This is a genomic window from Achromobacter sp. SIMBA_011 (genome assembly GCF_046535435.1).
GTDB lineage: Bacteria > Pseudomonadota > Gammaproteobacteria > Burkholderiales > Burkholderiaceae_B > Achromobacter > Achromobacter dolens.
On sequence record NZ_JAWRWN010000010.1, the window covers coordinates 194,168 to 220,306 of the forward strand.

At 68.7% G+C, this 26,139-nt stretch carries 27 protein-coding genes; 15 read left to right on the forward strand and 12 right to left on the reverse strand.

Features of this window, described 5'->3' with window-relative positions:
- Positions 1 to 46: 46 nt before the first annotated feature.
- From SB816_RS26350 to SB816_RS26365, 4 genes are all read left to right on the forward strand, one after another.
- The gene (locus SB816_RS26350; protein WP_054502582.1) at positions 47 to 994 is read left to right on the forward strand and encodes a cupin domain-containing protein; all 948 of its coding nucleotides are present in this window, start codon (positions 47 to 49) and stop codon (positions 992 to 994) included.
- Positions 995 to 1,165: 171 nt separating this feature from the next.
- Positions 1,166 to 2,032: an archaetidylserine decarboxylase gene (gene asd, locus SB816_RS26355; protein ID WP_410547748.1), complete on the forward strand. Its 867-nt coding sequence runs from the start codon at positions 1,166 to 1,168 to the stop codon at positions 2,030 to 2,032.
- Positions 2,033 to 2,129: 97 nt separating this feature from the next.
- Positions 2,130 to 3,335, forward strand: a complete 1,206-nt coding sequence (locus SB816_RS26360; RefSeq protein WP_410547749.1) for an alpha-hydroxy acid oxidase — start codon at positions 2,130 to 2,132, stop codon at positions 3,333 to 3,335.
- A 131-nt stretch (positions 3,336 to 3,466) separates the two neighbouring features.
- On the forward strand, positions 3,467 to 4,630 hold the full coding sequence (locus tag SB816_RS26365) for a metallophosphoesterase (RefSeq protein WP_054502585.1): 1,164 nt from the start codon (positions 3,467 to 3,469) through the stop codon (positions 4,628 to 4,630).
- 47 nt (positions 4,631 to 4,677) lie between these two features.
- On the opposite strand, the gene SB816_RS26370 is transcribed toward SB816_RS26365, so the two are convergent.
- Positions 4,678 to 5,133: an Lrp/AsnC family transcriptional regulator gene (locus SB816_RS26370; RefSeq protein ID WP_006394840.1), complete on the reverse strand. Its 456-nt coding sequence runs from the start codon at positions 5,131 to 5,133 to the stop codon at positions 4,678 to 4,680.
- Between the two features lie 92 nt (positions 5,134 to 5,225).
- Here SB816_RS26370 and SB816_RS26375 point away from each other — a divergent pair, with 92 nt between their 5' ends.
- Positions 5,226 to 6,437, forward strand: coding sequence for an MFS transporter (locus SB816_RS26375; protein WP_269873872.1), 1,212 nt, complete (start codon positions 5,226 to 5,228; stop codon positions 6,435 to 6,437).
- 4 nt (positions 6,438 to 6,441) lie between these two features.
- Here SB816_RS26375 and SB816_RS26380 read toward each other — a convergent pair whose 3' ends face one another.
- Both SB816_RS26380 and SB816_RS26385 read right to left on the reverse strand, forming a co-directional pair.
- The gene (locus SB816_RS26380) at positions 6,442 to 7,413 is read right to left on the reverse strand and encodes a sensor domain-containing diguanylate cyclase (RefSeq protein WP_231133008.1); all 972 of its coding nucleotides are present in this window, start codon (positions 7,411 to 7,413) and stop codon (positions 6,442 to 6,444) included.
- A 149-nt stretch (positions 7,414 to 7,562) separates the two neighbouring features.
- Positions 7,563 to 8,384 (reverse strand): MetQ/NlpA family ABC transporter substrate-binding protein, encoded by an 822-nt coding sequence (locus SB816_RS26385; protein ID WP_054502587.1) that lies wholly within the window; start codon positions 8,382 to 8,384, stop codon positions 7,563 to 7,565.
- A 154-nt stretch (positions 8,385 to 8,538) separates the two neighbouring features.
- Here SB816_RS26385 and rocF point away from each other — a divergent pair, with 154 nt between their 5' ends.
- The 4 genes from rocF (at position 8,539) to SB816_RS26405 (ending at position 12,146) form a co-directional block, all read left to right on the forward strand.
- Positions 8,539 to 9,477, forward strand: a complete 939-nt coding sequence (gene rocF, locus SB816_RS26390) for an arginase (protein ID WP_054502588.1) — start codon at positions 8,539 to 8,541, stop codon at positions 9,475 to 9,477.
- A 105-nt stretch (positions 9,478 to 9,582) separates the two neighbouring features.
- Positions 9,583 to 10,644: an alcohol dehydrogenase gene (locus SB816_RS26395; RefSeq protein WP_064526685.1), complete on the forward strand. Its 1,062-nt coding sequence runs from the start codon at positions 9,583 to 9,585 to the stop codon at positions 10,642 to 10,644.
- Between the two features lie 138 nt (positions 10,645 to 10,782).
- Entirely contained in the window at positions 10,783 to 11,160 is a 378-nt protein-coding gene (locus SB816_RS26400; protein WP_410547750.1) for a DUF423 domain-containing protein, read from the forward strand.
- A gap of 77 nt (positions 11,161 to 11,237) precedes the next feature.
- Positions 11,238 to 12,146, forward strand: a complete 909-nt coding sequence (locus SB816_RS26405; RefSeq protein ID WP_144657240.1) for a DMT family transporter — start codon at positions 11,238 to 11,240, stop codon at positions 12,144 to 12,146.
- Between the two features lie 74 nt (positions 12,147 to 12,220).
- Here the strand turns inward: SB816_RS26405 and SB816_RS26410 are convergent, their stop codons facing one another.
- Together SB816_RS26410 and SB816_RS26415 are read right to left on the reverse strand one after the other, a co-directional pair.
- On the reverse strand, positions 12,221 to 12,859 hold the full coding sequence (locus tag SB816_RS26410; RefSeq protein ID WP_064526703.1) for a glutathione S-transferase family protein: 639 nt from the start codon (positions 12,857 to 12,859) through the stop codon (positions 12,221 to 12,223).
- Positions 12,860 to 12,864: 5 nt separating this feature from the next.
- Positions 12,865 to 14,037, reverse strand: a complete 1,173-nt coding sequence (locus SB816_RS26415; protein ID WP_054502591.1) for a PQQ-dependent sugar dehydrogenase — start codon at positions 14,035 to 14,037, stop codon at positions 12,865 to 12,867.
- A 117-nt stretch (positions 14,038 to 14,154) separates the two neighbouring features.
- Between SB816_RS26415 and SB816_RS26420 the strand changes: the two genes are divergently transcribed.
- A complete protein-coding gene (locus SB816_RS26420; RefSeq protein ID WP_064526677.1) occupies positions 14,155 to 14,769 on the forward strand; it encodes a glutathione S-transferase family protein in 615 nt (204 codons plus the stop codon).
- 90 nt (positions 14,770 to 14,859) lie between these two features.
- Here the strand turns inward: SB816_RS26420 and SB816_RS26425 are convergent, their stop codons facing one another.
- Positions 14,860 to 15,813 carry a LysR family transcriptional regulator gene (locus tag SB816_RS26425; protein WP_054502593.1) on the reverse strand — a complete coding sequence of 318 codons (954 nt, stop codon included), beginning with the start codon at positions 15,811 to 15,813 and terminating at the stop codon, positions 14,860 to 14,862.
- A gap of 120 nt (positions 15,814 to 15,933) precedes the next feature.
- On the opposite strand from SB816_RS26425, the gene SB816_RS26430 reads away from it, so the two are divergent.
- The 4 genes from SB816_RS26430 (at position 15,934) to SB816_RS26445 (ending at position 19,700) form a co-directional block, all read left to right on the forward strand.
- Positions 15,934 to 16,914, forward strand: a complete 981-nt coding sequence (locus SB816_RS26430) for a Bug family tripartite tricarboxylate transporter substrate binding protein (protein ID WP_054502594.1) — start codon at positions 15,934 to 15,936, stop codon at positions 16,912 to 16,914.
- 8 nt (positions 16,915 to 16,922) lie between these two features.
- Positions 16,923 to 18,419: an N-acyl-D-amino-acid deacylase family protein gene (locus SB816_RS26435; RefSeq protein ID WP_064526668.1), complete on the forward strand. Its 1,497-nt coding sequence runs from the start codon at positions 16,923 to 16,925 to the stop codon at positions 18,417 to 18,419.
- The gene (locus tag SB816_RS26440; RefSeq protein ID WP_024068774.1) at positions 18,412 to 19,155 is read left to right on the forward strand and encodes an aspartate/glutamate racemase family protein; all 744 of its coding nucleotides are present in this window, start codon (positions 18,412 to 18,414) and stop codon (positions 19,153 to 19,155) included. The genes SB816_RS26435 and SB816_RS26440 overlap by 8 nt, the downstream gene beginning before the upstream one ends.
- 95 nt (positions 19,156 to 19,250) lie before the next feature.
- Positions 19,251 to 19,700, forward strand: coding sequence for a lysozyme inhibitor LprI family protein (locus SB816_RS26445; protein ID WP_410547751.1), 450 nt, complete (start codon positions 19,251 to 19,253; stop codon positions 19,698 to 19,700).
- A 574-nt stretch (positions 19,701 to 20,274) separates the two neighbouring features.
- On the opposite strand, the gene SB816_RS26450 is transcribed toward SB816_RS26445, so the two are convergent.
- The 5 genes from SB816_RS26450 to SB816_RS26470 all read right to left on the reverse strand — a co-directional run bounded on the left by SB816_RS26450 (position 20,275) and on the right by SB816_RS26470 (position 25,209).
- Complete coding sequence (locus SB816_RS26450) at positions 20,275 to 20,976, reverse strand: ABC transporter ATP-binding protein (RefSeq protein ID WP_049073552.1); 702 nt, start codon at positions 20,974 to 20,976, stop codon at positions 20,275 to 20,277.
- Positions 20,977 to 21,744, reverse strand: a complete 768-nt coding sequence (livG, locus tag SB816_RS26455) for a high-affinity branched-chain amino acid ABC transporter ATP-binding protein LivG (RefSeq protein WP_049073551.1) — start codon at positions 21,742 to 21,744, stop codon at positions 20,977 to 20,979. It lies immediately after the preceding gene.
- Entirely contained in the window at positions 21,741 to 22,976 is a 1,236-nt protein-coding gene (locus SB816_RS26460) for a high-affinity branched-chain amino acid ABC transporter permease LivM (protein WP_054502596.1), read from the reverse strand. Before SB816_RS26460 ends, livG begins: the two co-directional genes overlap by 4 nt.
- On the reverse strand, positions 22,976 to 23,902 hold the full coding sequence (livH, locus tag SB816_RS26465; protein ID WP_049073549.1) for a high-affinity branched-chain amino acid ABC transporter permease LivH: 927 nt from the start codon (positions 23,900 to 23,902) through the stop codon (positions 22,976 to 22,978). The genes SB816_RS26460 and livH overlap by 1 nt, the downstream gene beginning before the upstream one ends.
- A gap of 191 nt (positions 23,903 to 24,093) precedes the next feature.
- The gene (locus SB816_RS26470; RefSeq protein WP_025140820.1) at positions 24,094 to 25,209 is read right to left on the reverse strand and encodes a branched-chain amino acid ABC transporter substrate-binding protein; all 1,116 of its coding nucleotides are present in this window, start codon (positions 25,207 to 25,209) and stop codon (positions 24,094 to 24,096) included.
- A 52-nt stretch (positions 25,210 to 25,261) separates the two neighbouring features.
- On the opposite strand from SB816_RS26470, the gene SB816_RS26475 reads away from it, so the two are divergent.
- Positions 25,262 to 25,504: a hypothetical protein gene (locus tag SB816_RS26475; protein ID WP_336235674.1), complete on the forward strand. Its 243-nt coding sequence runs from the start codon at positions 25,262 to 25,264 to the stop codon at positions 25,502 to 25,504.
- Positions 25,505 to 25,604: 100 nt separating this feature from the next.
- Here the strand turns inward: SB816_RS26475 and SB816_RS26480 are convergent, their stop codons facing one another.
- Entirely contained in the window at positions 25,605 to 26,129 is a 525-nt protein-coding gene (locus SB816_RS26480) for a queuosine precursor transporter (RefSeq protein ID WP_049077771.1), read from the reverse strand.
- Positions 26,130 to 26,139 lie beyond the last annotated feature (10 nt).

Here is a 26,139-nt window from a genome sequence, read left to right on the forward strand (position 1 = left end):
GCGGGGCGGCCCGGCCGGGCGGCCCGCCCTCCTTCCCAGGGAGCCCATGGACAGTCTCAGCCAGCTCCTGTCGACCGCCGAGCCCGCGGGCACGGTGGACCTGCTGTGCCGCTACGGCGGCCGCTGGCGCGCCGATCATCCACAGGCGCCGGCCGGCCACGTGCCTTACCACGTCATCCTGCAAGGCGAAGGCGTGGCCCGCGTCGGCCGCGACGAACTGGCGCTGCGGGCCGGCGACATCCTGCTGCTGCCGCACGGCGCCTCGCACCTGCTGCGCGGCATCGACGAGCGCGCGCCGGCCGCCGCCGCGCCGCCCGACATCCGCCACAACGGCGTCCTGACCGAACTGACCCAGGAGGGCGCGGGTCCGCGCCTGGAAATGCTGTGCGGCGTATTCACGCTGGGCCGCGCCGGCAGCCTGCTGCTGATGGCGCTGCCGCAGGCGATGGTGCTGCGCGCCGCCACCCTGGGCGACAACACGGCGCTGGCCGCGCTGCTGGCGCTGATGCGCGCCGAGGCCGGACAGCCGCGGCTCGGCGGCGCGGCCATCATCAACCAGCTATCCACCGCCCTCTTCACGCTGGTGCTGCGCGCGCTGGTGCACGACGGCCAGCAGACGCGCGGCCTGCTGGCGCTGATGGCCGACCCCAGGCTGGCGCCCGCCGTGCAATCCATGCTGCGGTCCCCCACCGAACCGTGGACACTGGCCACCCTGGCCCAACGCTGCCATTTGTCGCGCGCGACCTTCGCCCGCCAGTTCGTGCGCGCCAGCGGCCTGACGCCGCTGCGCCTGCTGACCGCGATCCGCATGGAGCATGCGGCGCGCCAGTTGGAGCGGCTGAAGGAATCCGTGGCGCGCGTCGCCGCAGGCATCGGCTACCAATCGGAGGCCGCCTTTGCCCGCGCCTTCAAGCAGCACTTCGGCGTCGGCCCGGGCACGTATCGGCGCCAGGGCGCCGCGCCGGAAGGCGCGCCGGCCCGGGCGCGCGCCTAGGTGTGGCAAGAAAGCTGTCCGCGCCATGGTCCATTGGCGGGCCGGACGCGTTACAATCCCGCGAATTGCACGCCCGGCGCGATCTTCGACGCCACCTTCAACGGCCCCCGGGCGCGACAACCTCCAACCACGTCCCGCTGTCCGCGGGACGCGTTTTTTTAGCGCTCCTAGATGCCGATCAAAGACCAACTTTTCCTCGCCAGCCAGTACCTCGCGCCGCATCACCTGGTGTCGCGTTTCTTCGGATACGCCTCGGACTGCCGGGAACCCGCGGTCAAGAACTGGATGATCTCGCGCTTCGTGCGCAAGTACGGCGTGGACATGAGCGAAGCCGAGCAGGAAGACGCGCTGGCCTACGATTGCTTCAACGATTTCTTCACCCGCGCCCTCAAGCCGGACGCCCGCCCGCTGGACGATGAGCCCGGCGGCGTGCTGTGCCCGGCGGACGGCGCCATCAGCCAGATGGGCGCCATCGAGCATGGCCGCATCTTCCAGGCCAAGGGCCACAGCTATGGCCTGGCCGACCTGCTGGGCGGGGACAGCGAGCGCGCCGCGCCGTTCCAGGGCGGCGAGTTCGCCACCATCTACCTGTCGCCCAAGGACTACCACCGCGTGCACATGCCGGTGGCCGGCACATTGCGCGAAATGATCCACGTGCCGGGCCGCCTGTTCTCGGTCAATCCGCTGACCGCGCGCAACGTGCCGCGCCTGTTCGCCCGCAACGAGCGCGTGGTCTGCATTTTCGACACCGAGCACGGGCCCATGGCCCTGGTGCTGGTCGGCGCCATGATCGTCGCCTCGATCGAAACCGTCTGGGCCGGCCTGGTCACGCCGTACAAGCGGCGCGTCAAGGCCGTGCGCTACGACGACGCGGCGCGCGCGCCGATCCAGCTCGCCAAGGGCGCCGAGATGGGCCGCTTCAAGCTGGGCTCGACCGCCATCGTGCTGTTCGGCCCGGGCAAGGTGCGCTGGGCCGATACGCCATCGGTGCGCGGTCCGGTCCGCATGGGAGAACTGCTGGCGCTGCCGCAGGCCTAGGGTCTATTTCCAAAAAAGCGAATAAGCGCGTGCGGATTTATTCGCTTTATGCGATGAATCCGCCTGGGTAGATTGGCGGTTTTCCCCAGGCCCCGCCATGTCCGCCACGTCCCTGCCCGCTGCCGCCGCCCCCGCCACCGCCAGTCGTCCGCCCCGCGCCCTGATGCGCCTGCTGTCGCTGGACGACTTCGAGGCGGCCGCCCGCCGCCGCCTGCCCAGACCCATCTTCGGCTATGTCGCGGGAGCCGCGGAGGACAATCAGTCACTGTGCGCCAATCGCGAGGCCTTCGGCCGCTACGCCTTCCAGCCGCGCGTGCTGGTCGACGTGTCGCGCCGCAGCCAGCACGTCGAATTGTTCGGCCGCCGCTACGAATCGCCGTTCGGCATCGCGCCCATGGGCATCAGCGCGCTGTCCGCCTATCGCGGCGACATCGTGCTGGCGCGCGCCGCGCGCGAACAGGGCATCCCCGCCATCCTCAGCGGCACCGCGCTGATCGCGCTCGAAGATGTCATCAAGGAGGCGCCCGGTACCTGGTTCCAGGCCTACCTGCCCGGCGACCCGGCGCGCATCGACGCGCTGGTGGCGCGCGCGGCGCGCGCCGGCTACGAAACCCTGGTGCTGACGGTGGACATCCCCGTGTCGGCCAATCGCGAGAACAACGTGCGCACCGGCTTTTCCACCCCGCTCAAGCCGAGCCTGCGGCTCGCCTGGGATGGCCTGACCCGGCCGCGCTGGCTCGCCGGCACCTTCCTGCGCACGCTGCTGGCCCACGGCATGCCGCACTTCGAGAATTCGTTCGCCACGCGCGGCGCGCCCATCGTGTCCGGCTCGGTGCTGCGCGATTTCAGCGCTCGCGACCATCTCAATTGGGAGCACGTGGCGCGCATCCGCCGGCAATGGCAGGGCGCCCTCATCATCAAGGGCATCCTGCATCCGGCCGACGCGCGGCTGGCGCGCGAGCACGGCGCGGACGGCATCATCGTCTCCAACCACGGCGGCCGCCAGCTCGACGGCGCGCTCTCGCCGCTGCGCGCCCTGCCCGGCGTGGTGGCGGCCGCCGGCGCCATGCCGGTGATGATGGACAGCGGCGTGCGCCGTGGTGGCGATGTCCTGAAGGCGCTGGCGCTGGGCGCGCGTTTCGTGTTCGTCGGACGTCCCTTCAACTATGCCGCGGCGGTCGGTGGCCAGACTGGCGTGGCGCACGCCATCGGCCTGCTGCGCGCCGAGGTCGACCGCAACATGGCCATGCTCGGCATCAACCGCCTGGACCAGATGGACGCCAGCCTGTTGACCCCCGCGTGACGCCTGCCTGATGCCGCCGCCAGGCGCGCGGGTGTCATTTCCCAGCGGGACGCCGCGGCCGCAGGGCATAGAATGGCGGTTCCTTCGCTATCGCCGGGCCGGCCTTCGCGCCGGCCCCCGCCCCGCCGCCCGTGTCCCTACGCCAATCCTCGTTTTTCCTGCGCTTTCTGACCCTGGGCGCGCTGGCCCACGTCTACGTCGGCGCCCGCCTGATTCCCGACGCCGGCCTGGACGGCCCGGGCTCGGCGACCGCGGTCCTGCTGCTGATCCTGTCGTGCATCCTGATCCCGCTGGGAATGCTGGCGCGCTCGTCCGTGCACCCGCCCTGGGGCGACCGCATCGCCTGGGTCGGCCTGATCGCCATGGGCCTGTTCTCATCGTTGTTCGTGCTGACGGTGCTGCGCGACGCGCTGTTGCTGGTGACGTGGCTGGTGAGCCTGGCGACCGGTCCGGGGCTGCCCTGGATCGACTTGCGGCGCGTCAGCGCGATAGCGGTCGCCGCGCTGGCCCTGGCGGCCACGCTGGTCGGCTTCTACAACGCCCGCCGGCGCGCCCGCGTGGTGACGGTGGAGGTGCCGATCCGCGGCCTGCCGACCGACCTGGACGGCTTCACCATCGTGCAGATCAGCGATATCCACGTCGGGCCGACGATCAAGCGGCGCTACGTGCAGGCCATCGTCGACGCGGTCAACGAACTGTCCCCCGACGTCATCGCCATCACCGGCGACGTGGTGGACGGCAGCGTCGAGCAGTTGGCGGCGCAAGCCAGCCCGCTGGGCCAGTTGCGCGCGCCTTTCGGCGTGTACCTGGTGACCGGCAACCATGAATATTATTCAGGCGCCGCGCCCTGGGTCGCGGAATTCCGCCGCATGGGCCTGCGGGTGCTGATGAACGAGCATGCCGTGATCCATCCCGCCGGCCTGCCGGTGGTGGTGGCCGGCGTCACCGACTACAGCGCCGGCGCCTTCGATCCGCGCCAACGCAGCAACCCCGCGGCGGCGCTGGCCGGCGCGCCGGCCGACGCGTTGCCCAAGATCCTGCTGGCGCACCAGCCGCGCAGCGCGGCCGCGGCCGCGCCGCTGGGCTACACCCTGCAGTTGTCGGGCCACACGCACGGCGGCCAGTTCTTCCCGTGGGGCTTTTTCGTGCGCTTCCAGCAGCCTTATACGGCGGGCCTGCACCGCCTGGGCGACATGTGGGTCTACATCAGCCGCGGCACCGGCTACTGGGGGCCGCCCAAGCGCCTGGGCGCGCCGTCCGAAATCACCCGCCTGCGGCTGCGGCCGCTGCGCTGAACGCCGCCAGGCGCGGCGCGCAATCGCCGAGGCCGCGCCCCGGCGTCCTAGGCGTCGTCCGGCAGCGGGCCGCGCTCCAGGTAGCTGGTCAGCGCGATGTCGCTGGTGGTATTGGTGATGCCCTCGATCTGGTGGATGCGCGCCAGCAGCGCCTCCAGCGCCTGGGTGTCGCGCACCCGCACTTTGAGCAGCATGGCGCTCTTGCCGGTGATGGTGTGGATCTCCTCGACCTCGGTCAATTCGGCCAGGCCGAGCACCTGCTGGGTAATGCTCCAGTTATTGGTATCCACATGCACGAACGCCAGCAGCGGCCTGCCGATGCGGGCGCCGTCCAGCCGCGCGGCGATGCCCTTGATGAGCCCGTCGCGCTTGAGGCGCTTGACCCGCTCGTGCACGGCGGGGGCCGACAGGTTCAGCAATTTGCCCAATTCGGCGTAGCTCGGCGAGGCGTCGTCCGCCAGCAGCGTTAATAGTTTTCGGTCGCGGTCGTCGAGATCTGGCATTGGAATCTGGTTCTGCCTAACGGCATTCGAAGTTTTACGGGATAAAGGAATATCGGTATTAACCCTTATTTTATTCCAATAAAATTCCGCGGATGCAGAACCGCAACACCGCGCGCGCGCCGTCGCGCCGCCCGCCGCTTCCCCCCGCCATCCCCGCCTTGATGTTCGCCGTCAGCGTCGTCGGCTCGAACGGCCTGGCCCTCAGCCCGATCCTGTCGGACGTGGCGCGCTCGTTCGGCAGCACTGCGCTCACCGTCAGCACCGCCATTTCCGCCTACGGCGCGGCCACCGCCGCCAGCGCCTTCCTGCTGGCCGCCCGCATCGACCGCTGGGGCATCCGGCGCGCCCTGCTGATCGCCATGGCGGTGCTGATCGCGGCGCTGTCGCTGTCGGCCGCCGCGCCGCACTGGATCGTGCTGACCGCGGCCCAGGCGCTGGCCGGCGCCGCTGCGGGCGTGATCCTGCCGGCGGCCTACGGGTCGGCCTCGCTGGTGGCCGCCGCCGGGCAGGAAACCCGCGCGCTGGGCCGCGTGATTTCGGGCTGGTCGGTATCGCTGGTGGCCGGCGTGCCCCTGTCGGCGCTGATCTCCGACGCGGTCGGCTGGCGCGCCACCTACGCCGTGCTGGCGCTGTGCGCCGCGGTCGCGCTGGCCGGGCTGCGCAAGCTCCCGGAACGCCGCAGCGGCCACGCCGCCCCGCCCCGGCTGTCACGCCTGCTGGCGCCGCTGTCGTACCGCGACGTGCCGGTGCTGCTGCTGGGCTGCCTGGCGTTCTCCTCGGCCTTCTACGGGGTCTATGCCTTCCTGGCCGACCACGTGCGCACGCTGCTGGGCCTGTCGGCCGGCCAGGTCGGCTTCATCGCCTTCGCCTATGGCGCCGGCTTCCTGCTGGCCGGGCTGAGCGGCGCGCCGCTGATCGAACGCGTGGGCCCGCGCCGCGCCCTGCCGCTGGCCCTGGCCGCGATCGCCCTGGTCTACCTGGCGCTGCTGCCAGCCGCCCATGCGCTGACCGCCGTGCTGGCGCTGGCCGCGCTGTGGGGCGCGGCTTCGCAACTGAGCCTGAATCTGCTGGTGCTGTTGTTGTCGCGAGCCCGACCCGACGAGCGCGGCGCAGTGCTCGGACTGAACACCTGCACCACGTACCTGGGCGCCAGCGTCGGCACCGCCGTGGCCGGCACGCTCTACACCCACGCCGGCTTCGAGAGCCTGGGGCTGGCCGCCGCGGCCGCCGTGGCGCTCGCCGCCCTGGCGCTGCACTGGCGCCTGAACGGCCGCCGCGCCGGCGAACGCCGCGCCGCCGCCTGACGCCTCAGGCCGGCAGCACCACCGCGCAATCGCGCCCCGCGCGCTTGGCCTGGTACAACGCCTGGTCGGCGCGCCGCAGCACATCCGACATGCTGACGTCGGTTTCCAGAAAGCCGGTGATCCCCCCGCTGGCCGACAGCACCACCGCATGGCCGTCGATGTTGGCGGGATGCTGGCGCAGGCTGGCGCGCAGGCGGTCGCACACCGCCAGGGCCGCGTCCTGGTCGGCATCGGCCAGCAGCACCACGAATTCCTCGCCGCCCAGGCGTCCCACCGAATCGCCCTCGCGCAGGCAGGCCCGCAACTGGTCGCAGAAGTGCCGCAAGGCGGCGTCGCCGCCCAGGTGGCCGTAGCGGTCGTTGACCTGCTTGAAATAGTCCAGGTCCAGCATCAACGCCGTGTGGCCGGCGCCGCGCCGGGCAGCCTCCAGCAGGGTCTTCATGCGTTGCAGGATCTCGGCGCGGGTCCAGCAGCCGGTCAACCCGTCGACCTTGGCCAGCCGCGCCAGGGCGGCCTCGTTGCGGCGGTTCTCGGTCACGTCCATGCCGATGTTGACCACGCTGCCATCGGGCAGGCGCACATTGGACCACATGACCGACAGGCACTCGCCGTCGCGTGCCAGCGGCCGCCATTCGCGAAAGCCCTGATGCGGCGTCGGCCCCACGCTGTCGAGGACGCGGGCGCGGACCTCGGGATCGGGGTAGAACAGCGCCAGCGGTTCGGGATGCCGATTGATTTCGTCGCGGGTCCAGCCGAAGCGGCGTTCGCAGGCGTCATTCCACAGCAGGCACTGGCCGTCTTCGTCGAAGGCGTTGATCAGCACGGGGGCGTTGTGGAACAGGGCCTCGTACTGAGCCACCACCTGGCGCAAGCGGGCCAGTTCCTCGTCGCGCGGGTCCGGCGCGCCCACGCCAGCCTCGCCGTCGAACCGCGACGGCGAGGCATTCAGGGCGTCATTCGAAGAAGCGAGTCGCATGGGATGGCGGGCGGGCAAAGGCGTCACGGCCGGGCCGCGGCGGCCCCGGGGATGCAAAGCGCGGCCAGTATACGTTCAAGGCCACGCGGCAACTGCCAAGAAACGTCAAGCCGCCCGGGGCGCCAGCACGCCCCCGCCGCGGCGCGGCACTACCAGGGAAAGCTGATCAGGTCGCCGTACAGGCTGCGCAGCCGGGCCTTGACCTCGGCCGACTGCTGATAGATGGCGATGAACTTGAGCAGCCGCGGGTCCTGCGCGCGGTCGGGCCGCGCGACCCAGCGGATGGCGTAGCGGCGCACATTGGCCGGGTCGGTATTGTCGAACGCCAGGCCGTCCTTTTCGTCCAGGCCGGCCTGCTTGGCGAAGGTGGTGTACGTGACCGACGCGGTGACGTCATCGAACACCCGTGCCGACTGCGAGCCCTCGATCTGCACGAACTTCAGCTTTTTGGGGTTGTCGGTCACGTCCTCGATCGTGGCCTGGTGCGCCGCGCCGGGCTTGAGCTTGATCAGGCCGATGGACTCCAGCAGCAGCAAGGCGCGGCCGGTGTTGACCGGATCGTTGGGCACCGCGATGGTGGCGCCGTCCGGCAGCGGCTGGCCCTTCTTGAGCTTCTTGGAGAACAGGCCGATGGTGGTCGAATACCCATAGGCAATGGGCGTCAGGTTGGCGCCGCGACGGGCGTTGAACAGTTGCAGGAACGGTTCGTGCTGGAAGAAATTGGCGTCGACCGAGCCGTCGGCCACCGCGATGTTCGGCAGCACCCAGTCATTGAACTCGACCAGTTCCACCTCCAGGCCGGCCTTGCGCGCCTCGGCCACGGCCAGCTCGGTGGCGGCATTGGCCACGCTCGGGATCAGGCCGATGCGCAGCGGTTTGTCGGCCGCCAGCGCCGGACTGGCGCAGGCCAGCCCCAGGGCGGCCGCGGCGGCGCCGCGCGCCAGGGTCAGGAACAGGGATTGCAGAGACATGGGATCATCCGGAAAAGAATTCGATCGGCCCGGCTATTGTGCCGCAGCGCCGGCCCTGCCCGGCCAAAGGCCTTGCCCGCGCCATGGCGATCGCGTCACGCCACGGCGCTACACTCGACCCCGATACCGAAACCCTGCATGACGGAGTCCGACCTTGCAAAACACCGCCACCCTGCCCCCGCATGTCACCCTGATCGGCGCCCCCACGGACATCGGCGCGGGCGCGCGCGGCGCTTCCATGGGACCCGAGGCCCTGCGCGTGGCCGGCATCGGCCCGGTCATCGAGGCACAGGGATTTCAGGTCGCCGATCGCGGCAACCTCTACGGCCCGCCCAACCCCTGGCAGCCGCCCGTGGACGGCTACCGCCACCTGGACGAAGTGGCCGCCTGGAACCAGGCCGTGCACGACGCCATGTACGAGGCCCTGACGCAGGGGTCGCTGCCGATCCTGCTGGGCGGCGACCATTGCCTGGGCATCGGCTCGATCAGCGCGGTGGCGCGCCACTGCCGCGAGACCGGCAAGAAGCTGCGCGTGCTGTGGCTGGACGCGCACACCGACTTCAACACCAACGTGCTCACGCCGACCGGCAATATCCACGGCATGCCGGTGGCCTGCCTGTGCGGCCATGGTCCGGCCCAGATCACCGGCATGTCGGGCCAGACGCCCGACATCGATCCGGCCTGGGTGCGCCAGATCGGCATCCGCAGCGTCGACGACGGCGAGAAACGCCTGGTGCACCAGGCCGGCCTCGAAGTGTTCGACATGCGCTACCTGGACGAAATGGGCATGCGCGCGACGATGGAAGCGGCGCTGGCCGGACTGGACGCCGACACCCACCTGCACGTCAGCTTCGACGTCGACTTCCTCGACCCCGAGATCGCGCCCGGCGTCGGCACCACGGTGATGGGCGGCCCCACCTATCGCGAGGCCCAATTGTGCATGGAGATGATCGCCGACACCGGCCTGATGCGCTCGCTGGACGTCGTGGAACTGAACCCGGCCTTCGATGTGCGCAACAAGACCGCCGACCTCGCGGTGGACCTGATCGAGAGCCTGTTCGGCAAATCGACGCTGGTGCGGCGCGGCAGTTGACGCACGCTGGGCGGCGGCGGTGGCGCGGCGCGGGTTGCCGATTGCCACCGAACTGATTGAGAATGCCCCAGGTAGAACAAGAAACGCCCCCAGAGGAGACATTCCATGAAGTGCTATTGCGTCGTCAATTTCCGCGAACCGCTGCAGGAAGTGGATCAGCCCGTTCCCGTGCCGCAGGGCTCGCAGGTGTTGCTGAGGGTCCGCGCCGCGGGGGTCTGCCACAGCGACATCCACCTGTGGGAAGGCGGTTACGATCTCGGCCAGGGCCGCACCCTGTCGCTCAAGGAACGGGGCGTGACGCTGCCCCTGACGATGGGCCATGAGACCGTCGGCAGCGTGGTCGCCGCCGGCCCCGAGGCGACCGGCATCCAGACCGGACGCAACTACCTGGTCTATCCGTGGATCGGCTGCGGCGCCTGCCCCACCTGCCTGTCCGGTCAGGAAAACCACTGCACCGCCCCCGCCTGCCTGGGCATCCACCGCGCCGGCGGCTATGCCGAGCACATGCTCGTCCCGCACCCGCGCTACCTGATCGACATCGGCGACCTGGATCCGGCCCGCATCGCTCCCTACGCCTGCTCCGGCCTGACCACCTATTCGGCGCTCAGGAAGATCGGCGAGGCCGTCTACCGCGAGCATCCCGTGGTGATCTTCGGCGCCGGCGGCCTGGGCCTGATGAGCCTGACGCTGATCAAGGCGCTCGGCGGCAAGGGCGGCATCGTGGTCGATATCGACCCGGCCAAGCGCCAGGCCGCGCTGGAGGCCGGCGCGCTGGCCGCCATCGACGGCGCCGCGCCCGACGCCGCGCAGCAGATCATCAAGGCCGCCGGTGGCAAGCCGCTGCAGGCCGCTATCGACCTGGTCGGCGCGCCGTCCACCACCGCGCTGGCCTTCGACTTCCTGACCAAGGGCGGCAAGCTCATCATCGTCGGGCTGTTCGGCGGCGCCTCGTCATGGCCGATCGCGCTGATTCCGATGAAAGCCATGTCGATCATCGGCAGCTACGTCGGCAATCTGGCCGAACTGCGCGAGCTGATGGACCTGGTGCGGGCCGGCAAGGTGCCGCCGATGCCGGTGCACCGCTATCCGCTGCGCGAGGCCGACGGCGTGCTGGCCTCGCTGCGCGCCGGCAAGGTGCTGGGCCGCGCGGTGCTCACGGTGGATTGACCCTCCGCCGGGGTCGCCGCGGCGGGTCGCGGCGCCCCCGGGGTCGGACGGATCGTCGGGCGTGCCTGGCCCCTGTCGCGAATGGGCCTATCATAGGCACCTGCGCAACCGCGCCCATCTTCCCGCAAAGGATCTCGCATGACCGACCGCCAGCTCACCATTCTCGCGGCCATCAACCTGCTGATCGCCGTCGGCGCCGGCGCCTTCGGCGCGCACGGCCTCAAGCGCCTGGTGACTCCCGAGCTGCTGGCGGTCTGGCAGACCGGCGTCATGTACCATCTGATCCACGGCCTGGGCCTGTTCATCATCGCGCTGCTCGGCGCGCGCTACGGTTCGCCGCTGCTGTCGGCCGCCGGGTTGGTGATGTTCATCGGCATCGTGCTGTTTTCAGGTAGCCTGTACGTCCTGACCCTGACCGGCACCCACTGGCTGGGCGCGATCACGCCCGTGGGCGGCGCGGCCTTCCTGGCCGCCTGGGCGATGGTGGCGCTGGCCGCCTACCGCGCCCGGGGCTGAGCCCTCGCCGGGCCGCCGCCCGGCAACCCCGCATTACCTTCCTTGGCGGCCTCGGCCGCCTTTCCCGCTGAACCCCGATGTCCTCCTCTACCGTTTTTCCCGCCGCGCGTGACCATTCCGCCTTCGCAGGCATCGCCTGTGTCGCCGGCGGCATCTTCTTCCTGACGCTCAGCGACGCCAACGCCAAGTGGCTGGGCACCACCTACAACCCGCTGCAGATCCTGTTCCTGCGCGCGCTGATCGCGTTGCCGTTCGTCACCGCGCTGGCCGTCTGTCTGGGCGGGCGCCGAGTGCTGCGCACCGCCCATCCCGGCCTGCACCTGACGCGCGGCGCCATCAACGTGGTCTCGGCCTGTTGTTTCTACCTGGGGTTGCGCGCGCTGCCGCTGGCGGAGGCCACCGCCATCGCGTTCGCCGCGCCGTTGTTCGTCACGGCGCTGTCGGTGCTGATCCTGAAGGAACGCGTCGATGGCCGCCGCTGGCTGGCGGTGCTGGCAGGGTTCGCGGGCGTGCTGATCATCGTGCGGCCCGGCACCGACGCGTTCCAGGCCGCGACCCTGCTGCCGTTGACCACCGCCTTCCTGTATGCCGTCATGATGATCACGGCGCGCGGCATCGGCCGCGGCGAAGGCATGCTCACCACCACCTTCTACATCGTTGCAGGCCAATTGGTGTGCAGCGCGGTGGCGCTGCCCTGGATCTGGCACACGCCGGCTCTGGCCGACCTGCCCTATTTCGCGGCGGTGGCGCTGTTCAGCACACTGGGGCTGGCGCTGATCACGCAGGGCTTTCGCATCGCGCCGGCCTCCGTAGTGGCGCCGTTCGACTACACCGGCCTGATCTGGGCCACCCTGCTGGGCTGGATCTTCTGGCGCGAGGCGCCCGATGCCTACGCCTACCTGGGGGCGCTGTTCATCGCGGGCAGCGGCGTCTACATCGCGCTGCGCGAGGCGCGCGGCTCGCAGAAGCGGCGCGCCAAAGACTAGTGTGACGCGCCGCGGATACGCCCGCCCGCCGGGCAGCGATCGCCGCGCGCCCGTCGCCAGCGGCGGCGCGATGCCTACTCGGTCGGCGGCGGGAAATTGCGCTTGAGCGCGCGCGCCACGTTCGGTTCCTGGGCGGCCTGGCGCGCCACTGCCGTCAGCGCCGGACAGTTGGCCTCGAACCAGGCCTGGCCCGGCCGCCAGTGCGTCATCACCGTCACGTACAGGTCCAGCGCGGAAAAGCGGCGGCCCAGCATGTGCGGCGCGCCGGCCTGGCGTTCCAGTTCCTGCCACAGCTCCGCGCGCCGCGTATGTATCCGCTCGCGCAGCAGCTCGGCCGGGGCGCCCGGGGTGGTCCACTGCGGCGGGTCGTCGCCATACGTGAAGGTGGGATAGATCGCCGCCACCAGGCGCACCAGCAGGTTCAGGAAGCGCGTCCGTTCAGGCCGCGCAGGCTCCGGCGCCAGGCCCGCCTGCGGCGCGACGTCGTGCAGGTGCAGCACCATGGCCGCGCTTTCGGTCATCACCTCGCCGTCCGGCGTGATCAGCGTCGGCACCTGCCCCAGCGGATTCAGGTGCAGCAGCCGGTCGCGTTCGGGACCGGGCTTCAGATAAGGCACGTCGGTCAGCGTATGCGGCACGTTGGCCAGCGCCAGCGCCATTTCGACCACGGCCGAGCCGCAGCCCGGCGAGCCGATCAGTTCATACGTCTTCATGATTTTCACCCTCCCGTTTGCGCCGGCGCCAGCCGCAGCAACTCGCCCGGCGAGGCGTCGGTCAACACATAGACATAGCCGTCGAGTCCCTGCCGCACATCGCGGATGCGGGCCTTGCGCTCGCCCAGCAGGCGTTCCTCGGCTACCACCTTGTCGCCGTCCAGCGTCAGGCGGATCAGGTCCTGGTCGGCCAGCGCGCCGATGAAGAGCGAGTGGCGCCAGGCCGGAAAACGGTCGGCGTCATAGAACGCCATGCCGCTGATGGCCGGCGACTTGGCCCACCAGTACAGCGGCGACTCCATGCCCGGCAGCGTTTCGCCCTTGGCCTCGGGAATCGGCTGGCCGGAGTAATTAATGCCATACGTCGCCAGCGGCCAGCCGTAGTTCCTGCCGGGCTGTACCAGATTGATCTCGTCGCCGCCGCGCGGGCCGTGTTCGTTCTCCCACAGCGCGCCGGTCCAGGGATTGAGCGCCATGCCCTGCGGGTTGCGATGCCCGTAGGACCAGATCTCGGGGCGCGCGCCGGCCCTGCCGGCGAAGGGATTGTCGGTCGGCACCGAGCCGTCGACCTTCAGGCGCACCACCTTGCCCTGCAGCTTGTCCAGGTCCTGCGCGGTCGGGCGCTGGTTGTTCTCGCCCAGCGAGATGAACAGGTAGCCCTTGCCGTCGAAGACCAGGCGCGAACCGAAGTGCAGCCCCTGCGACAGCTTGGGCGCCTGGCGGAACAGCACCTGGAAATCCTCCAGCGCGCTGGCGTCGGCCGAGAGGCGGCCGCGGCCGACCGCGGTGCCGCTGCGCGAACCGTCGGATTCGGCATACGAAAGATAGACGTAGCGGTCCTGCGCGAAACCCGGCGACAGCGCCACGTCGAGCAGGCCGCCCTGTCCTTGCGCGGCCACCTTGGGCACGCCGGCCAGCGGCTTGGACAGGCCGCCCGGCGTGCGCAGCAGGCGCAGGTTGCCCGGCCGCTCGGTGATCAGCACACCCCCTTCGGGCAGGAAGGCCATCGACCACGGATGATCCAGGCCGCCCACCACCACCGTCACCTGCGCGCGCGCGGCGGGCGGGTGCTCGGGGCTTTTCTGCGGCGTGGCCCAGGCCGCGGCCGCGCACAAGGCGGCGCCGGCGAAGGCGATCAGGGACGAGGCGCGACGGATCGCGGACGGGCGTGACGGCATGGACATCTCCGGCGGCTGGGTGGGCGCGGCGGCGCTCGGCGGCGCCGCGCGGGTGGCGTACCATAGGAGCCAGCGACGGGTGGCCTCCCGTCCATTTCTCTCAGGAGACTCCCTTACATGAAACTGTACTACATGCCCGGCGCGTGCTCGCTCGCTTCCCACATCGTGCTGGAATGGATCGGCAAGCCCTACGACGCGCACAAGCTCAGCCGCGACGAACTCAAGGGCCCCGCGTTCCTCAAGGTTAATCCGCTGGGCGCCGTGCCCGCCCTGGACGACGACGGTTTCACCCTGACCCAGAACGTCGCGATCCTCGAATACCTGGCCGAACAGGCGCCGCAGGCCAAGCTGCTGGGCGACGGCTCGGCCCGCTCGCGCGCCGACGTGCGCCGCTGGCTCGGCTTCATCAACTCCGACATCCACAAGACCTTCTCGATGATCTTCGGCGCGGGTCGCTTCCTCGCCGAGGAAGCGCCGCAGCAGGAACTGGCCGCCTCCGCGTCCAAGCTGCTGACGCGCCTGTTCGCGCTGCTGGACGCCCAGTTGATCAACCAGCCCTACCTGGGCGGCGAAGCGCCGTCGGTCGCCGACGCCTACCTGTACGTGGTGCTGCGCTGGGCCCATGCCAAGCAGGTCGACCTGTCGGGTCAGGAGCACCTGGCCGCGTTCTTCAAGCGCATGCAGGACAACGCCGGCGTCAAGGCCGCGCTCAAGGCCGAAGGCCTGGAGTAAGCCTGCCAGGCCGGCATGAACGGCCGGCCCGAACGCCCCGCCGCCCTTGCGCGCCGGGGCGTTTTCTCTTGCGCGCCGGCCTGATTGCCTTCAGCCGCCGACCAGCGCCGGCGCCGCGCTTTCCAGGACCTTCCTGACCGCCGCCAGGAAGCGCCGCGCCAGCAGCGGCGGCGCGCTCAGGTTCGAATGCGTGGCCCATATCTCGACGCTGGCGCCCGGCGCGATCGGCCGCAGCACCATGCTGTCGGTCTGGTCGGGCGACACGCACCACGCGTCCACCAGCGCCGGCCCCAGGCCCTGCTGCACGAACGAACAGGCCGTCACCGGCGAATGCACCTCCACCGCCGCCGGGCAGGCCGGCGCGCCGCCGAAGAACGATTGCAGCGCGCGTCCCAGCGGCGTGTCGCGCGGATAGCCGATCCACGCCGCCGAAGCGAAATCCTCCGGGTGCACCACCTCGTGCGCGGCCAGCGGATGGCCCTTTGGCAGCGCGCAGATCACCGGCACCGTCGCCAGCCGGGTCGAGGCCAGGTTGGGATGATCGGGCGGTCGCATCGAGATGCCGATATCGGCCTGCCCCGACAGGAAATACGCCGCCAGTTCGTCGAACGTGACGCTGCGGTAATCGACCCGCGCGTCGGCGTTGCGGTCGCGAAAGCGCCCCAGCGCCATCGGCACCAGCCGCTGGCCATAGCTGGCGCTGGCCACGATCTTGAGCATGCCCGCGCCCGATTGCCCGAGGCTGGCCGCGAGATCGTTGACGCGCTGGATGCCGCCATAGACCTGCTCGACCTCGGCGTACAGGCGCCGCGCCTCGGCGGTGGGCGAGAGCCGGCTCTTGACCCGCTCGAACAGGCGGTAGCCCAGGCGCGTCTCCGTCAGCGCCAGCACCCGGCTCACCGCCGGTTGCGACACATGCAGCATGCGCCCCGCGCCGCTGATCGAGCCGGCCATCATGATGGCGCGAAACACCTCGATCTGGCGCAGGTTCAGCGGCCGGCCGGCGCTCGGCCCGACCTCGTCGGCGTAGGCCTGCTCATCCATGTTGGTTCCCCTTGATCAATAACGGCGGATTATAGGTTTTCGACATTTTTCGATGACGCAGTGCCGCAATCCCGGTGCTAATCTGCCCGCCTCCACACAACAAAACAAGGGGAATCCAGCATGCAACGCACCTTCATCCGCAGCCTCGCCGCCCTGGCGCTGGCCGCCACCTTCAGCACGGGCGCGCAGGCCGCCGGCGCCTATCCCGACAAACCGATCACTTTCATCGTGCCGTCGGCCGCCGGCGGCTCGCCCGACGTGCTGTCGCGCCTGATCACCACGCAACTGGCCAAGGACACTGGCGCCACGCTGGTGGTGGAAAACCGCCCCGGCGCCGCCGGCAACATCGGCATCGCGCTGGTCAAGCGCGCCGCGCCCGACGGCTACACCGTGGGCTACGGCAACATCAACACGCTGGCCGTCAACCGCTCGCTGTTCAAGCGCCTGCCCTACGACGTCGACAAGGACCTGACGCCCGTGGCGCACATGTTCGACCTGTACAACGCGCTGATCGTGCCGGCGGATTCGCCTATCAAGAGCGTGCAGGACCTGATCGACCGCGCCCGCAAGGAACCCGGCCGCCTGTCGTATGGCGCCTCGGGCGTCGGCACCACCGGCCACATGGGCGGCGAGCTGTTCAAGAGCATGGCCAAGGTCGACGTCATGTTCATCCCGTACAACGGCGGCCCGGCCGCCATCCAGGACCTGCTGGGCGGCCGCCTGGACTACCTGTTCGTCAACACCTCCGAGGCCACCCCGCTGGTCAAGAGCGGCAAGGTGCGCGCCATCGGCGTCAGCAGCCTCAAGCGCCTGGCGCTGATGCCCGACGTGCCGACGCTGGACGAAGCCGGCCTGAAGGGTTACGAAACCGTGGCCTGGGGCGGCGTGGTCGCGCCCAAGGGCACCCCGCCCGAGGTCGTGACCAAGCTCAACGCCGACATCCAGAAGGCGCTGCAGGCGCCCGAAGTGCGCACCGGCCTGGAAACGCTCGGCGCCGTGCCCGCCAGCGGCGCGCCGGATGAGTTCAAGCAACTGATCGATCGCGAAACCGCCAAGTGGAAGCAGATCATCGACACCGCCGGCATCGAGAAACTGGACTGAGCCCCGCCATGACGGACCGCAGCACCCGGATGAACCCCGCTCCGCAAGCCGACTTCATCGTGGCAGGCGCCACGCTCATCGACGGCGGGGGCGGTCCGTCGCGGCAGGGCGACCTGGCGGTGCGCGATGGGCGCATCGTGGCGCTGGGCGATTTCGCCCACATGCCGGGCGTGCCCGTGATCGATGCCCGCGGCCTGGCGCTGGCGCCCGGCTTCATCGACTCGCACACCCACGACGACGGCTACCTGCTGGCGCATCCGGACATGCTGCCCAAGGTCTCGCAAGGCATCACCACGGTCGTCACCGGCAACTGCGGCGTCAGCCTGGCGCCGCTGTCGCGCCGGGAGATCCCGCAGCCGCTGGACCTGCTGGGCCCGCCGGACCTGTTCCGCTTCGACACCTTCCGCGCCTGGCTCCAGGCGCTGGCCGAGACGCCCGCCGCGGTCAACGTCATCCCGCTGGTCGGCCACACCACGCTGCGCGTGGCCGTCATGGACGACACCGGCCGCGCCGCCACCGACGCCGAACGCCAGGCCATGCGCGCCCTGCTCGACGAAGCGCTGGCGGCCGGCGCCTTCGGCGTCTCCACCGGCACCTTCTACCCGCCCGCCAGCGCCGCGCCCACCGACGAGATCATCGACGTCTGCCAGCCGCTGCGCGGCCGCGCCGGCGCGATCTACGCCACCCACCTGCGCGACGAGGCCGACCACATCGTGCCGGCCATGGAAGAGGCGCTGCTGATCGGCCGCGAACTGGACTGCCGCGTGGTGTTCTCGCACCACAAGCTGGCCGGCGAACGCAACCACGGCCGCAGCCGCGAGACGCTCGACATGATCAGCCGCGCCGCCGCCACGCAGCGCGTCTGCCTCGACTGCCATCCATATCCGGCCACCTCGACCATGCTGCGGCTGGACCGCGCCCGCCTGGCCAGCCGCACCATGATCACGTGGTCAAAGGGCTACCCCGAGGCCACCGGCCGCGACTTCAGCGAGGTCATGGCCGAACTGGGCCTGGACGACGAAGCCGCCATCGCCCGCCTGGCGCCCGCCGGCGCCATCTACTTCCTGATGGACCCGGCCGACGTCAACCGCATCTTCAGCCATCCGCTGACCATGGTCGGCTCGGACGGCCTGCCCTTCGACCCGCACCCGCACCCGCGCCAATGGGGCACCTTCACCAACGTGCTGCGCACCATGGTGCGCGAACAACGGCTGCTGTCGCTCGAAACCGCCATCCACAAGATGACCGGCCTGGCGGCGGCCCAATACGGCCTGACCGAGCGCGGCCTGCTGCGCGAGGGGTATCATGCTGATCTGGTGCTGTTCGATCCCGCCAACGTCACAGACACGGCCACTTTTTCAGCTCCCATTCAGGTCAGCCAGGGCATCCACGCCGTGTGGGTCAATGGCAGGCAGGTGTGGGATGGGGAACGGACCGGCGCCGAACGCCCGGGCCAGGTACTGGCGCCCGGTGATGCAATACCTTGGAGTCAACAAAGTGAATAGCTATTCCCAGGGCTGTTACCTGGGTGTTTTGGGCGGCATGGGCCCCATGGCCGGCGCCGCCTTCGCGCTCCGCCTCGCGGCGCTCACGCCCGCCGACGCGGACCAGCAGCACATCCCCACCCTGCTTCGCAACGATCCGCGCATCCCCGATCGTTCCAGCGCCTACATGGCCGGCGGCGAGAATCCCCTGCCCTACATGGTCGAAGGCGTGCGCTTCCTGGAACGCGCCGGCGCCCAGCTCATCGCCATCCCCTGCAACACCGCGCATCTCTGGTACGACGACATCGCCGCCGCCACCCAGCGCCCCGTGCTGCACATCATCCAGGCCGTCATCGACGACCTGCGCCGCCTGGGCCTGCAGCAGGGCCGCATCGGCCTGATGGGCACCGCCGCCACGCTCAAGCTCGGCCTCTACCAGCGCCACCTCGAAGCCCAGGGCTACGAATGCATCGTCCCCGACGACGATGAAGTCGAACGCTACTGCATGGCCTCGATCCGCGCCGTCAAGGGCAACCAGCTCGAAGCCGCCTTCGCCCCCGCCGCCGACTGCATCGCCCGCCTCAAGGCCCGCGGCGCCGACGCCGTCGTCCTGGGCTGCACCGAACTGCCCCTGGCCGTGCCCCACGCCCTGCGTCCCAGCCTCGGCATCACCCTGACCGACTCCATCGACGCCCTGGCCCGCGCCGCCATCGCCCACTACCTGGCCGACCAGCCCGAGCAACGCATCGCGGCATAGGCAAGGCCCGCGAGTTGCGCGACCGCGCGACAACCGGGAGAATCGATCCGTGGGCCACCCTGTCGGTGGCCCCGGACTATCCAGGAGTGAAGGACGTGCGCAACCCCGTTCTCGCGGCAATGCCGACCAGCATCATGAAAGGCCGGCGCCGGCAAAGCGCTCAAGGCAAACATGCGATCCTGCACGCGGCATTCTGCGCCGTCCTCGCCAGCGCCCCGTTCCTGCCAGTCAAAGCCGCCCACGCCGCCGGCTTCGACTGCAAGGCCGCGAAAACCCATGTCGAACATCTGATCTGCGCCGACCCATCGCTATCCAGGCTGGACGACCAGGTGAAGGATCTCTACGACAAGATCCAGTCCGAAACCGCTGGCCGTGACGGTGAAACCGGTGAATGGCGAGATCCCGTGGCAAAAGAGCAGACCCAATGGCGCACCACCGTGCGCGACCGTTGCCCCGACGCCGCCTGCCTGAAATCCGCCTACGAGGCCCGCATCGCCGCCATGAAAAAGAACTGGGCAGAAGCGCTAGGCCCCGCGGACAAGTAATACGCGACGCGCTCCGGCGTCGTCGAATCCTGCTATTTGAAAGCCCAGGCGCGCCAATCCCAGTGCCAGAGATTGAAGGCCGCTACCCGTTGAATTCGATATCGTCCGAGCTCCATGCTCGGCGCAGTTCGGCAATCCCTCCCTCTCCCCTCCCCAGCGGGTCACCCCCTCCCCCCCGCGCGCAGCGTCATCCTCCCGACGCAAACCCACCGCGTATGCAAAGATCGGCCGCCCGCGCGGCCGATCTTTGCGGGCCCCGCAAAACCCGCCCCTTACCCCACGCTCCAGCAGCGCGACGAGCCTCGCAATCCGCAGCCCGAGGCGGGTGGTGTCCTGGCGAGGCGCGCCGTCGATGCGCCCGAGGGAATCTGAAGGAGCAGCCGCAGGCTGTGACGAAGATGACGACGGGGCAGTCCGGAGCGAACGCTCCGGACCGCAATCGTTGGCGCGCCTCGCCAGGGCACCACCCGCCTCGGGCGACCTACGAAGACACGCCACTCCCAACAAAAAAAAAGGGCGCCCCTTTCAGCAGCGCCCAAATTTCCCTTCGCGGGGAATAAAACCTTCAAGCGGATCACCCGCCCAGATAAGCCTTCCGCACCTGATCATTGACCAGCAGATTCGCCCCCGTATCCTGCAGCACGACCCGCCCGTTCTCCAGCACATACCCGCGATCCGCCACCTGCAGCGCCTTGTTGGCATTCTGCTCGACCAGGAACACCGTCACGCCCTGCTCGCGGATCTCGCGGATGATGTCGAAGATCTGCGCGATCACCAGCGGCGCCAGCCCCAGCGTCGGCTCGTCCAGCAGCAGCAGGCGCGGCCGCGTCATCAACGCCCGCCCGATCGCCAGCATCTGCTGCTCGCCGCCCGACATCAGCCCGGCGCGCTGGCTGGCCCGTTCCTTCAGGCGCGGGAACAAGCCATAGACGTGGTCGATGCCCGCCTGGATCTCCTCGCGCTTGGAGAAAAAGCCGCCCATCATCAGGTTCTCGGCCACCGTCAGGTCCTTGAACACGCGCCGCCCTTCCGGCGAAATGGCGATGCCATTGCGCATGATGTGGTGCGTGTCCTTGTTGGTGATGTCCTCGCCCTCGAAGGTGATCTTGCCTTCCTTGGCGCGCGGATTGCCGCAGACCGTCATCAGCAGCGTGGTCTTGCCGGCGCCGTTGGCGCCGATCAGGGTCACGATCTCGCCCTTGTTGACGTCCACCGACACGCCATTGAGCGCCTGGATGGCGCCGTAGAACGTGTGAATGTTTTCCAGCTTCAGCATTTATTCCTCCCCCAGGTACGCCTTGATGACGCGCTCGTCGTTGCGCACCTGCTCGGGGGTGCCGGTAGTGATGGGCTTGCCGTGCTCCATGACCAGGATGCGGTCGGAAATGCCCATGATCAGGCTCATGTCGTGCTCGATCAGCAGCACCGCCACGCCGAACTCGCGGCGCAACTGGTCGATCAGCGATTGCAGATCGCGCTTTTCCTGCGGGTTCAGGCCGGCGGCCGGCTCGTCCAGCATCAACAGGCGCGGCTTGGTGATCATGCAGCGCGCGATCTCCAGGCGGCGCTGGTGGCCATAGGCCAGGTTGCCGGCCTCGCGGTTGGCATACTCGCGCAGCCCCATGAAATCCAGCCACTGCGCCGCGCGCGACAGCGCGTCGGCCTCCGACTGGCGGTAGGACTTGAGCTTGAGCAGGCCGGGCAGCAGGCGCGATTCGACCTGCGTATGCTGGGCCACCAGCAGGTTCTCCAGCACCGTCAACTGCTTGAACAGCCGCACGTTCTGGAACGTGCGCACCAGCCCGTGGCGCGCCACCTTGTGGCTCGGCAGGCCGGTGATGGACTTGCCGTCCATCACGATATCGCCGGCCGTCGGCGCGTAGAAGCCGCCCACGCAGTTGAACACGGTGGTCTTGCCGGCCCCGTTCGGGCCGATGATGGCGAACACCTCGTCGGATTTGACTTCGAACGCCACGCTATCGACGGCCAGCAGGCCGCCGAAGCGCATGGTCAGTCCGGATACTTTCAGCAATGCCTCGCTCATTTAGCCAGCTCCACGTGGGGACGCTTCATGGGCAACAACCCCTGCGGACGCCACATCATCATCAATACCATCACCAGGCCGAACATCAGCATCCGGTACTCGGCGAACTCGCGCGCCAGCTCGGGCAGCACCGTCAGCAGGACCGCCGCCAGGATCACCCCGATCTGCGAACCCATGCCGCCCAGCACCACGATGGCCAGGATCAGCGCCGACTCGATGAAGGTGAAGGATTCCGGGTTGACCATGCCCTGGCGCGCCGCGAAGAACGCGCCGCCGAAGCCGGCGAAGGTCGCGCCCAGCGTGAAGGCCGACAGCTTGATGCGGGTCGGGTTCAGGCCCAGCGAACGGCAGGCGATCTCGTCCTCGCGCAGCGCCTCCCAGGCGCGGCCGACCGGCATGCGGATCAGGCGCGTGGAGACGAACAGCGTGATCAGCGCCAGCAGCAGCGCCATCATGTAGAGATAGATCACCATGTGCTGGTTCTGGAAGGTCAGACCGAAGAAGTCGTGGAACGTGGTGCCCCCTTCCGTGCTGGCGCGTCGCGTCATCTCCAGGCCGAACACCGACGGCTTGGGAATGCCCGAGATGCCGTCCGGACCGCCCGTGAGCGTGTTCAGGTTGATCAGCAGCAGGCGGATCATTTCGCCGAAGCCCAGCGTCACGATGGCCAGGTAGTCGCCGCGCAGGCGCAGCACCGGAAAGCCCAGGATGAAGCCGAACAGCGCGGCCATGGCGCCCGAGAACGGCAGCGCCTCCCAGAAGCTCCAGCCGCCCCAGTGGTACAGCAAGGCGTAGGTATAGGCGCCGACGGCATAGAAGCCGACGAAGCCCAGGTCCAGCAGCCCGGCGAAACCGACCACGATGTTCAGGCCCAGGCCCAGCATCACGTAGATCAGCACCAGCGTGGCGATGTCGACCGAACTGCGGCCGGCGAAGAACGGCCAGGTCACGGCCACCGCCAAAATCAGCAGCATCAGCAGCTTGTGGTTCTTGGCCGGCGCCGACGGCAGCGTCGGCAGGTCTTTCTTGAGCTTCTGGAACGGCTTGGCGATCCAGGGCCGCAGCAACTGGAACACGAACACGACCGCGGCGGCGATGGCCACCAGCGACCAATGCGACTCCATCGAGGTGCGCGCGCCCTGGCGGATCAGTTGCAGGCCGAAGACGGGGGTGACGATGACGGCGGTCAGCACCGCCGCCATGGTGGCGTTTTTGAGATTGTTGTTCGACATCAGACTTTTTCCACCTCAGGTTTGCCCAACAGCCCGGTGGGACGGAACAGCAGGATCAGGACCAGCAGCGAGAACGCCACGATGTCCTTGTACTGCGACGAGATATAGGCTGCCGCGAACGTTTCGGCCAGGCCCAGCAGCACGCCGCCCAGCATGGCGCCGGGGATGCTGCCGATGCCGCCCAGCACCGCCGCCGTGAAGGCCTTGATGCCGGCCAGGAAGCCGATGAAGGGATTGAGCTTGCCGATGGTGATGGCGATCAGCACGCCGCCCACCGCCGCCAGGATCGCGCCCATCACGAAGGTGAACGAGATCACCCGGTTGGTGTCGATGCCCAGCAGGTTGGCCATGTGCATGTCCTGCGAGCAGGCGCGCGAGGCGCGGCCCATGCGGGAATACTTGATGAACAGCGTCAGGCCGATCATCAGCACCACGGTCACCAGGATGATCATGATGCGCGAATACGGCACCGTCACATCGAAGTCGGATCCCATGTGGAACTGCACCGCGCCCGACACCAGCGAAGGCACCGCCATGTCGCGCGCGCCCTGGCCCAGGGCGACCCAGTTCTGCAGGAAGATCGACATGCCGATGGCCGAGATCAGCGCCACCAGGCGGGGGCTGCCCCGCACCGGGCGGTACGCGACCCGCTCGACGCTGAAACCGTAGATGCCGGTGACGACGATGGCCACCAACAGCATGGCGGCGATGATGAACGGAACCGGCAGGCCGCTGCCCGTGCCGATGGCCGTCAGGGTGACCAGGCCGACATAGGCGCCGATCATGTAGATTTCGCCGTGAGCGAAGTTGATCATACCGATGATGCCGTAGACCATTGTGTAGCCGATGGCAATCAACGCGTAGATCGCGCCCAGAGACAATCCGTTGAAGAATTGCTGGGTAAGTTGGGGTATGAGGTCGGACATTATTTCTCTTGCTCCAAATAGTTCCGGCTCCGGTAGAGAGACCCGGAGCCGGAAACCTGGGCGTATTTTAAGGGCCTGTGGTCACCGCATGCCGGCCGCACAGCGCTTTTGGCGCATCGCTACGCGGATTACGGCACAACGACGACGACAGGCCCTACGCGCCGGCAACACGCCGGCGGAATCGCGGGAGTTTACAGCTGGGTCTTCTTGCCGTTCTTGTCCCATTTGTAAACGGCGAACTCGAAGTTCTTCAGGTCGCCCTTGGCGTCGTACTCGACCTTGCCGATGCCGGTGTTGAACGTGGTCTTGTGCATGTAGTCGGCGACCTTGGCGGGGTCTTCGCCCACCGCGGTGATGCTGTCGGCCAGGATCTGCACCGCGGCGTAGGCCGGCATCTGGAAGGCGCCGTCCGGATCACGCTTGGCGTCCTTGAAGGCCTTGACGATGCTTTCGTTGCCCGGCAGCTTGGTGAAGTCGGCGGGCAGCGTGACCAGCAGGCCCTCGATGGCCGGACCGGCGATCGCCACCAGATCCTGGTTGGCCGTGCCTTCCGGACCCATGAACTGGACCTTCAGGCCCTGTTCACGCGACTGGCGCAGCAGCAGGCCGAGTTCGGGGTGGTAGCCGCCGAAGTAGACCAGGTCGACGCCGGCCGACTTGAGCTTGGTGATGATGGCCGAGTAATCGCTGTCGCCGACGTTGATGCCTTCGAACAGCGCCACGTTCACGCCTTCCTTGGTCAGGGTGTCCTTGACCTGGGTGGCCACGCCCGAGCCGTAGGTCTGCTTGTCGTGCAGCACGGCGACCTTCTTGGGCTTGAGAGTGTTGGCGATGTAGCGGGCGGCGTACGGACCCTGCTGGTCGTCGCGGCCGATGGTGCGGAAGAAGTAATGCGGCTTGATCGTGTCGGTGACCAGCGGCGAGGTGGCGCCCGGGGTGATGCCGACGATGCCTTCCTGTTCGTAGACGTTGACGGCGGCCACGGTCACGCCCGAGCACGCATGGGCCACGGCGAACTTGGCGCCGGAGTTGACCACGCGGTTGGCGGCCGGCACGGCCTGCTTCGGTTCGCAGCCGTCGTCGATGAGGATCGGTTCGAGCTTCTTGCCCTTCACGCCGCCCTTGGCGTTGATGGTCTCGATGGCAGTCAGCGCGCCAGCCTGGATCTGGTCGCCGTACTGGGTGTTGGGGCCCGTCATGGGCTGCGGGATGCCGATCTTGATCGTATCGGCGGCGTGCACGGAACCTGCCAGGGCAAGCGCCCCGAATGCCATAGCTACCGGGGTAAGGCGATGCAGAAACTTCATGCGGAGTTCTCCAGCGAGGTTTTGAGCGGCTCTGTTCGATCCGGCCTGTCGGGTGGATACCCCGCAACCCGTATCGCGCGTCGCCGGCTTCTTGGGCAAAAACACGGTGTGGGCGGTATTCTGGAAGCAAGCCGACATACTGTCACTGCGTGTAATCCCCAATATTTCAGGACAAACCTTTAATCGTGACGGATTACCGCGACAAGTGCGTGAAAACGCAGGAGAAATCCGCGCGGCGCCTGTGATGGCGCATGGCGCCGCGGGCAAAAACATGGCAGGCGATTTATATGAATAATCATTAATACATCGTTTGACTTCGCATTTTCATACAGTGCTTACGCGAGTCTTACGGATAATGATTATCCCGTTAATAATAATCGCCGTTTTTTCGAAAATCAGGCGTTGGCCGGTTTGGCCAGATTCCACATCAGGGCGCGGAACGGCGCCAGCATGCTGATGTTGACGGCCAGCTTGATCGCCAGGTCGCCCATCATCCAGGTCACCCAGGGCGTGCCGGTGGCGGCGAAGGCCACGCTGAAGAACACCGCGGTGTCCAGGATCGCGCCCAGCACGCCCGAGACCAGCGGCGCGCGCCACCAGCGCTGGTCACGCAGGCGATCGAACACCTGGATGTCGACCAGTTGCGCGCAAATGTAGGCCAGGCCCGAGGCCAGCGCGATGCGCGGCGACGCCACCCACACCGACACCGCCAGCGCGGCGGCGAATCCGAACCACACCACCCGCCGCGCGGCCGCGGGGCCGAAACGGCGGTTGAGCACGTCGGTCACCAGGAAGGCCACCGGATACGACAGGCCGCCCCAGGTCAGCCAGTCGTTCAGCGGCACCTGCACCAGGATGTTCGAGCCCACCACCACCAGCAGCATGCACAGCACGGCGATGCCGAACTGCGCCCGGCTCATGGGGGCAAAG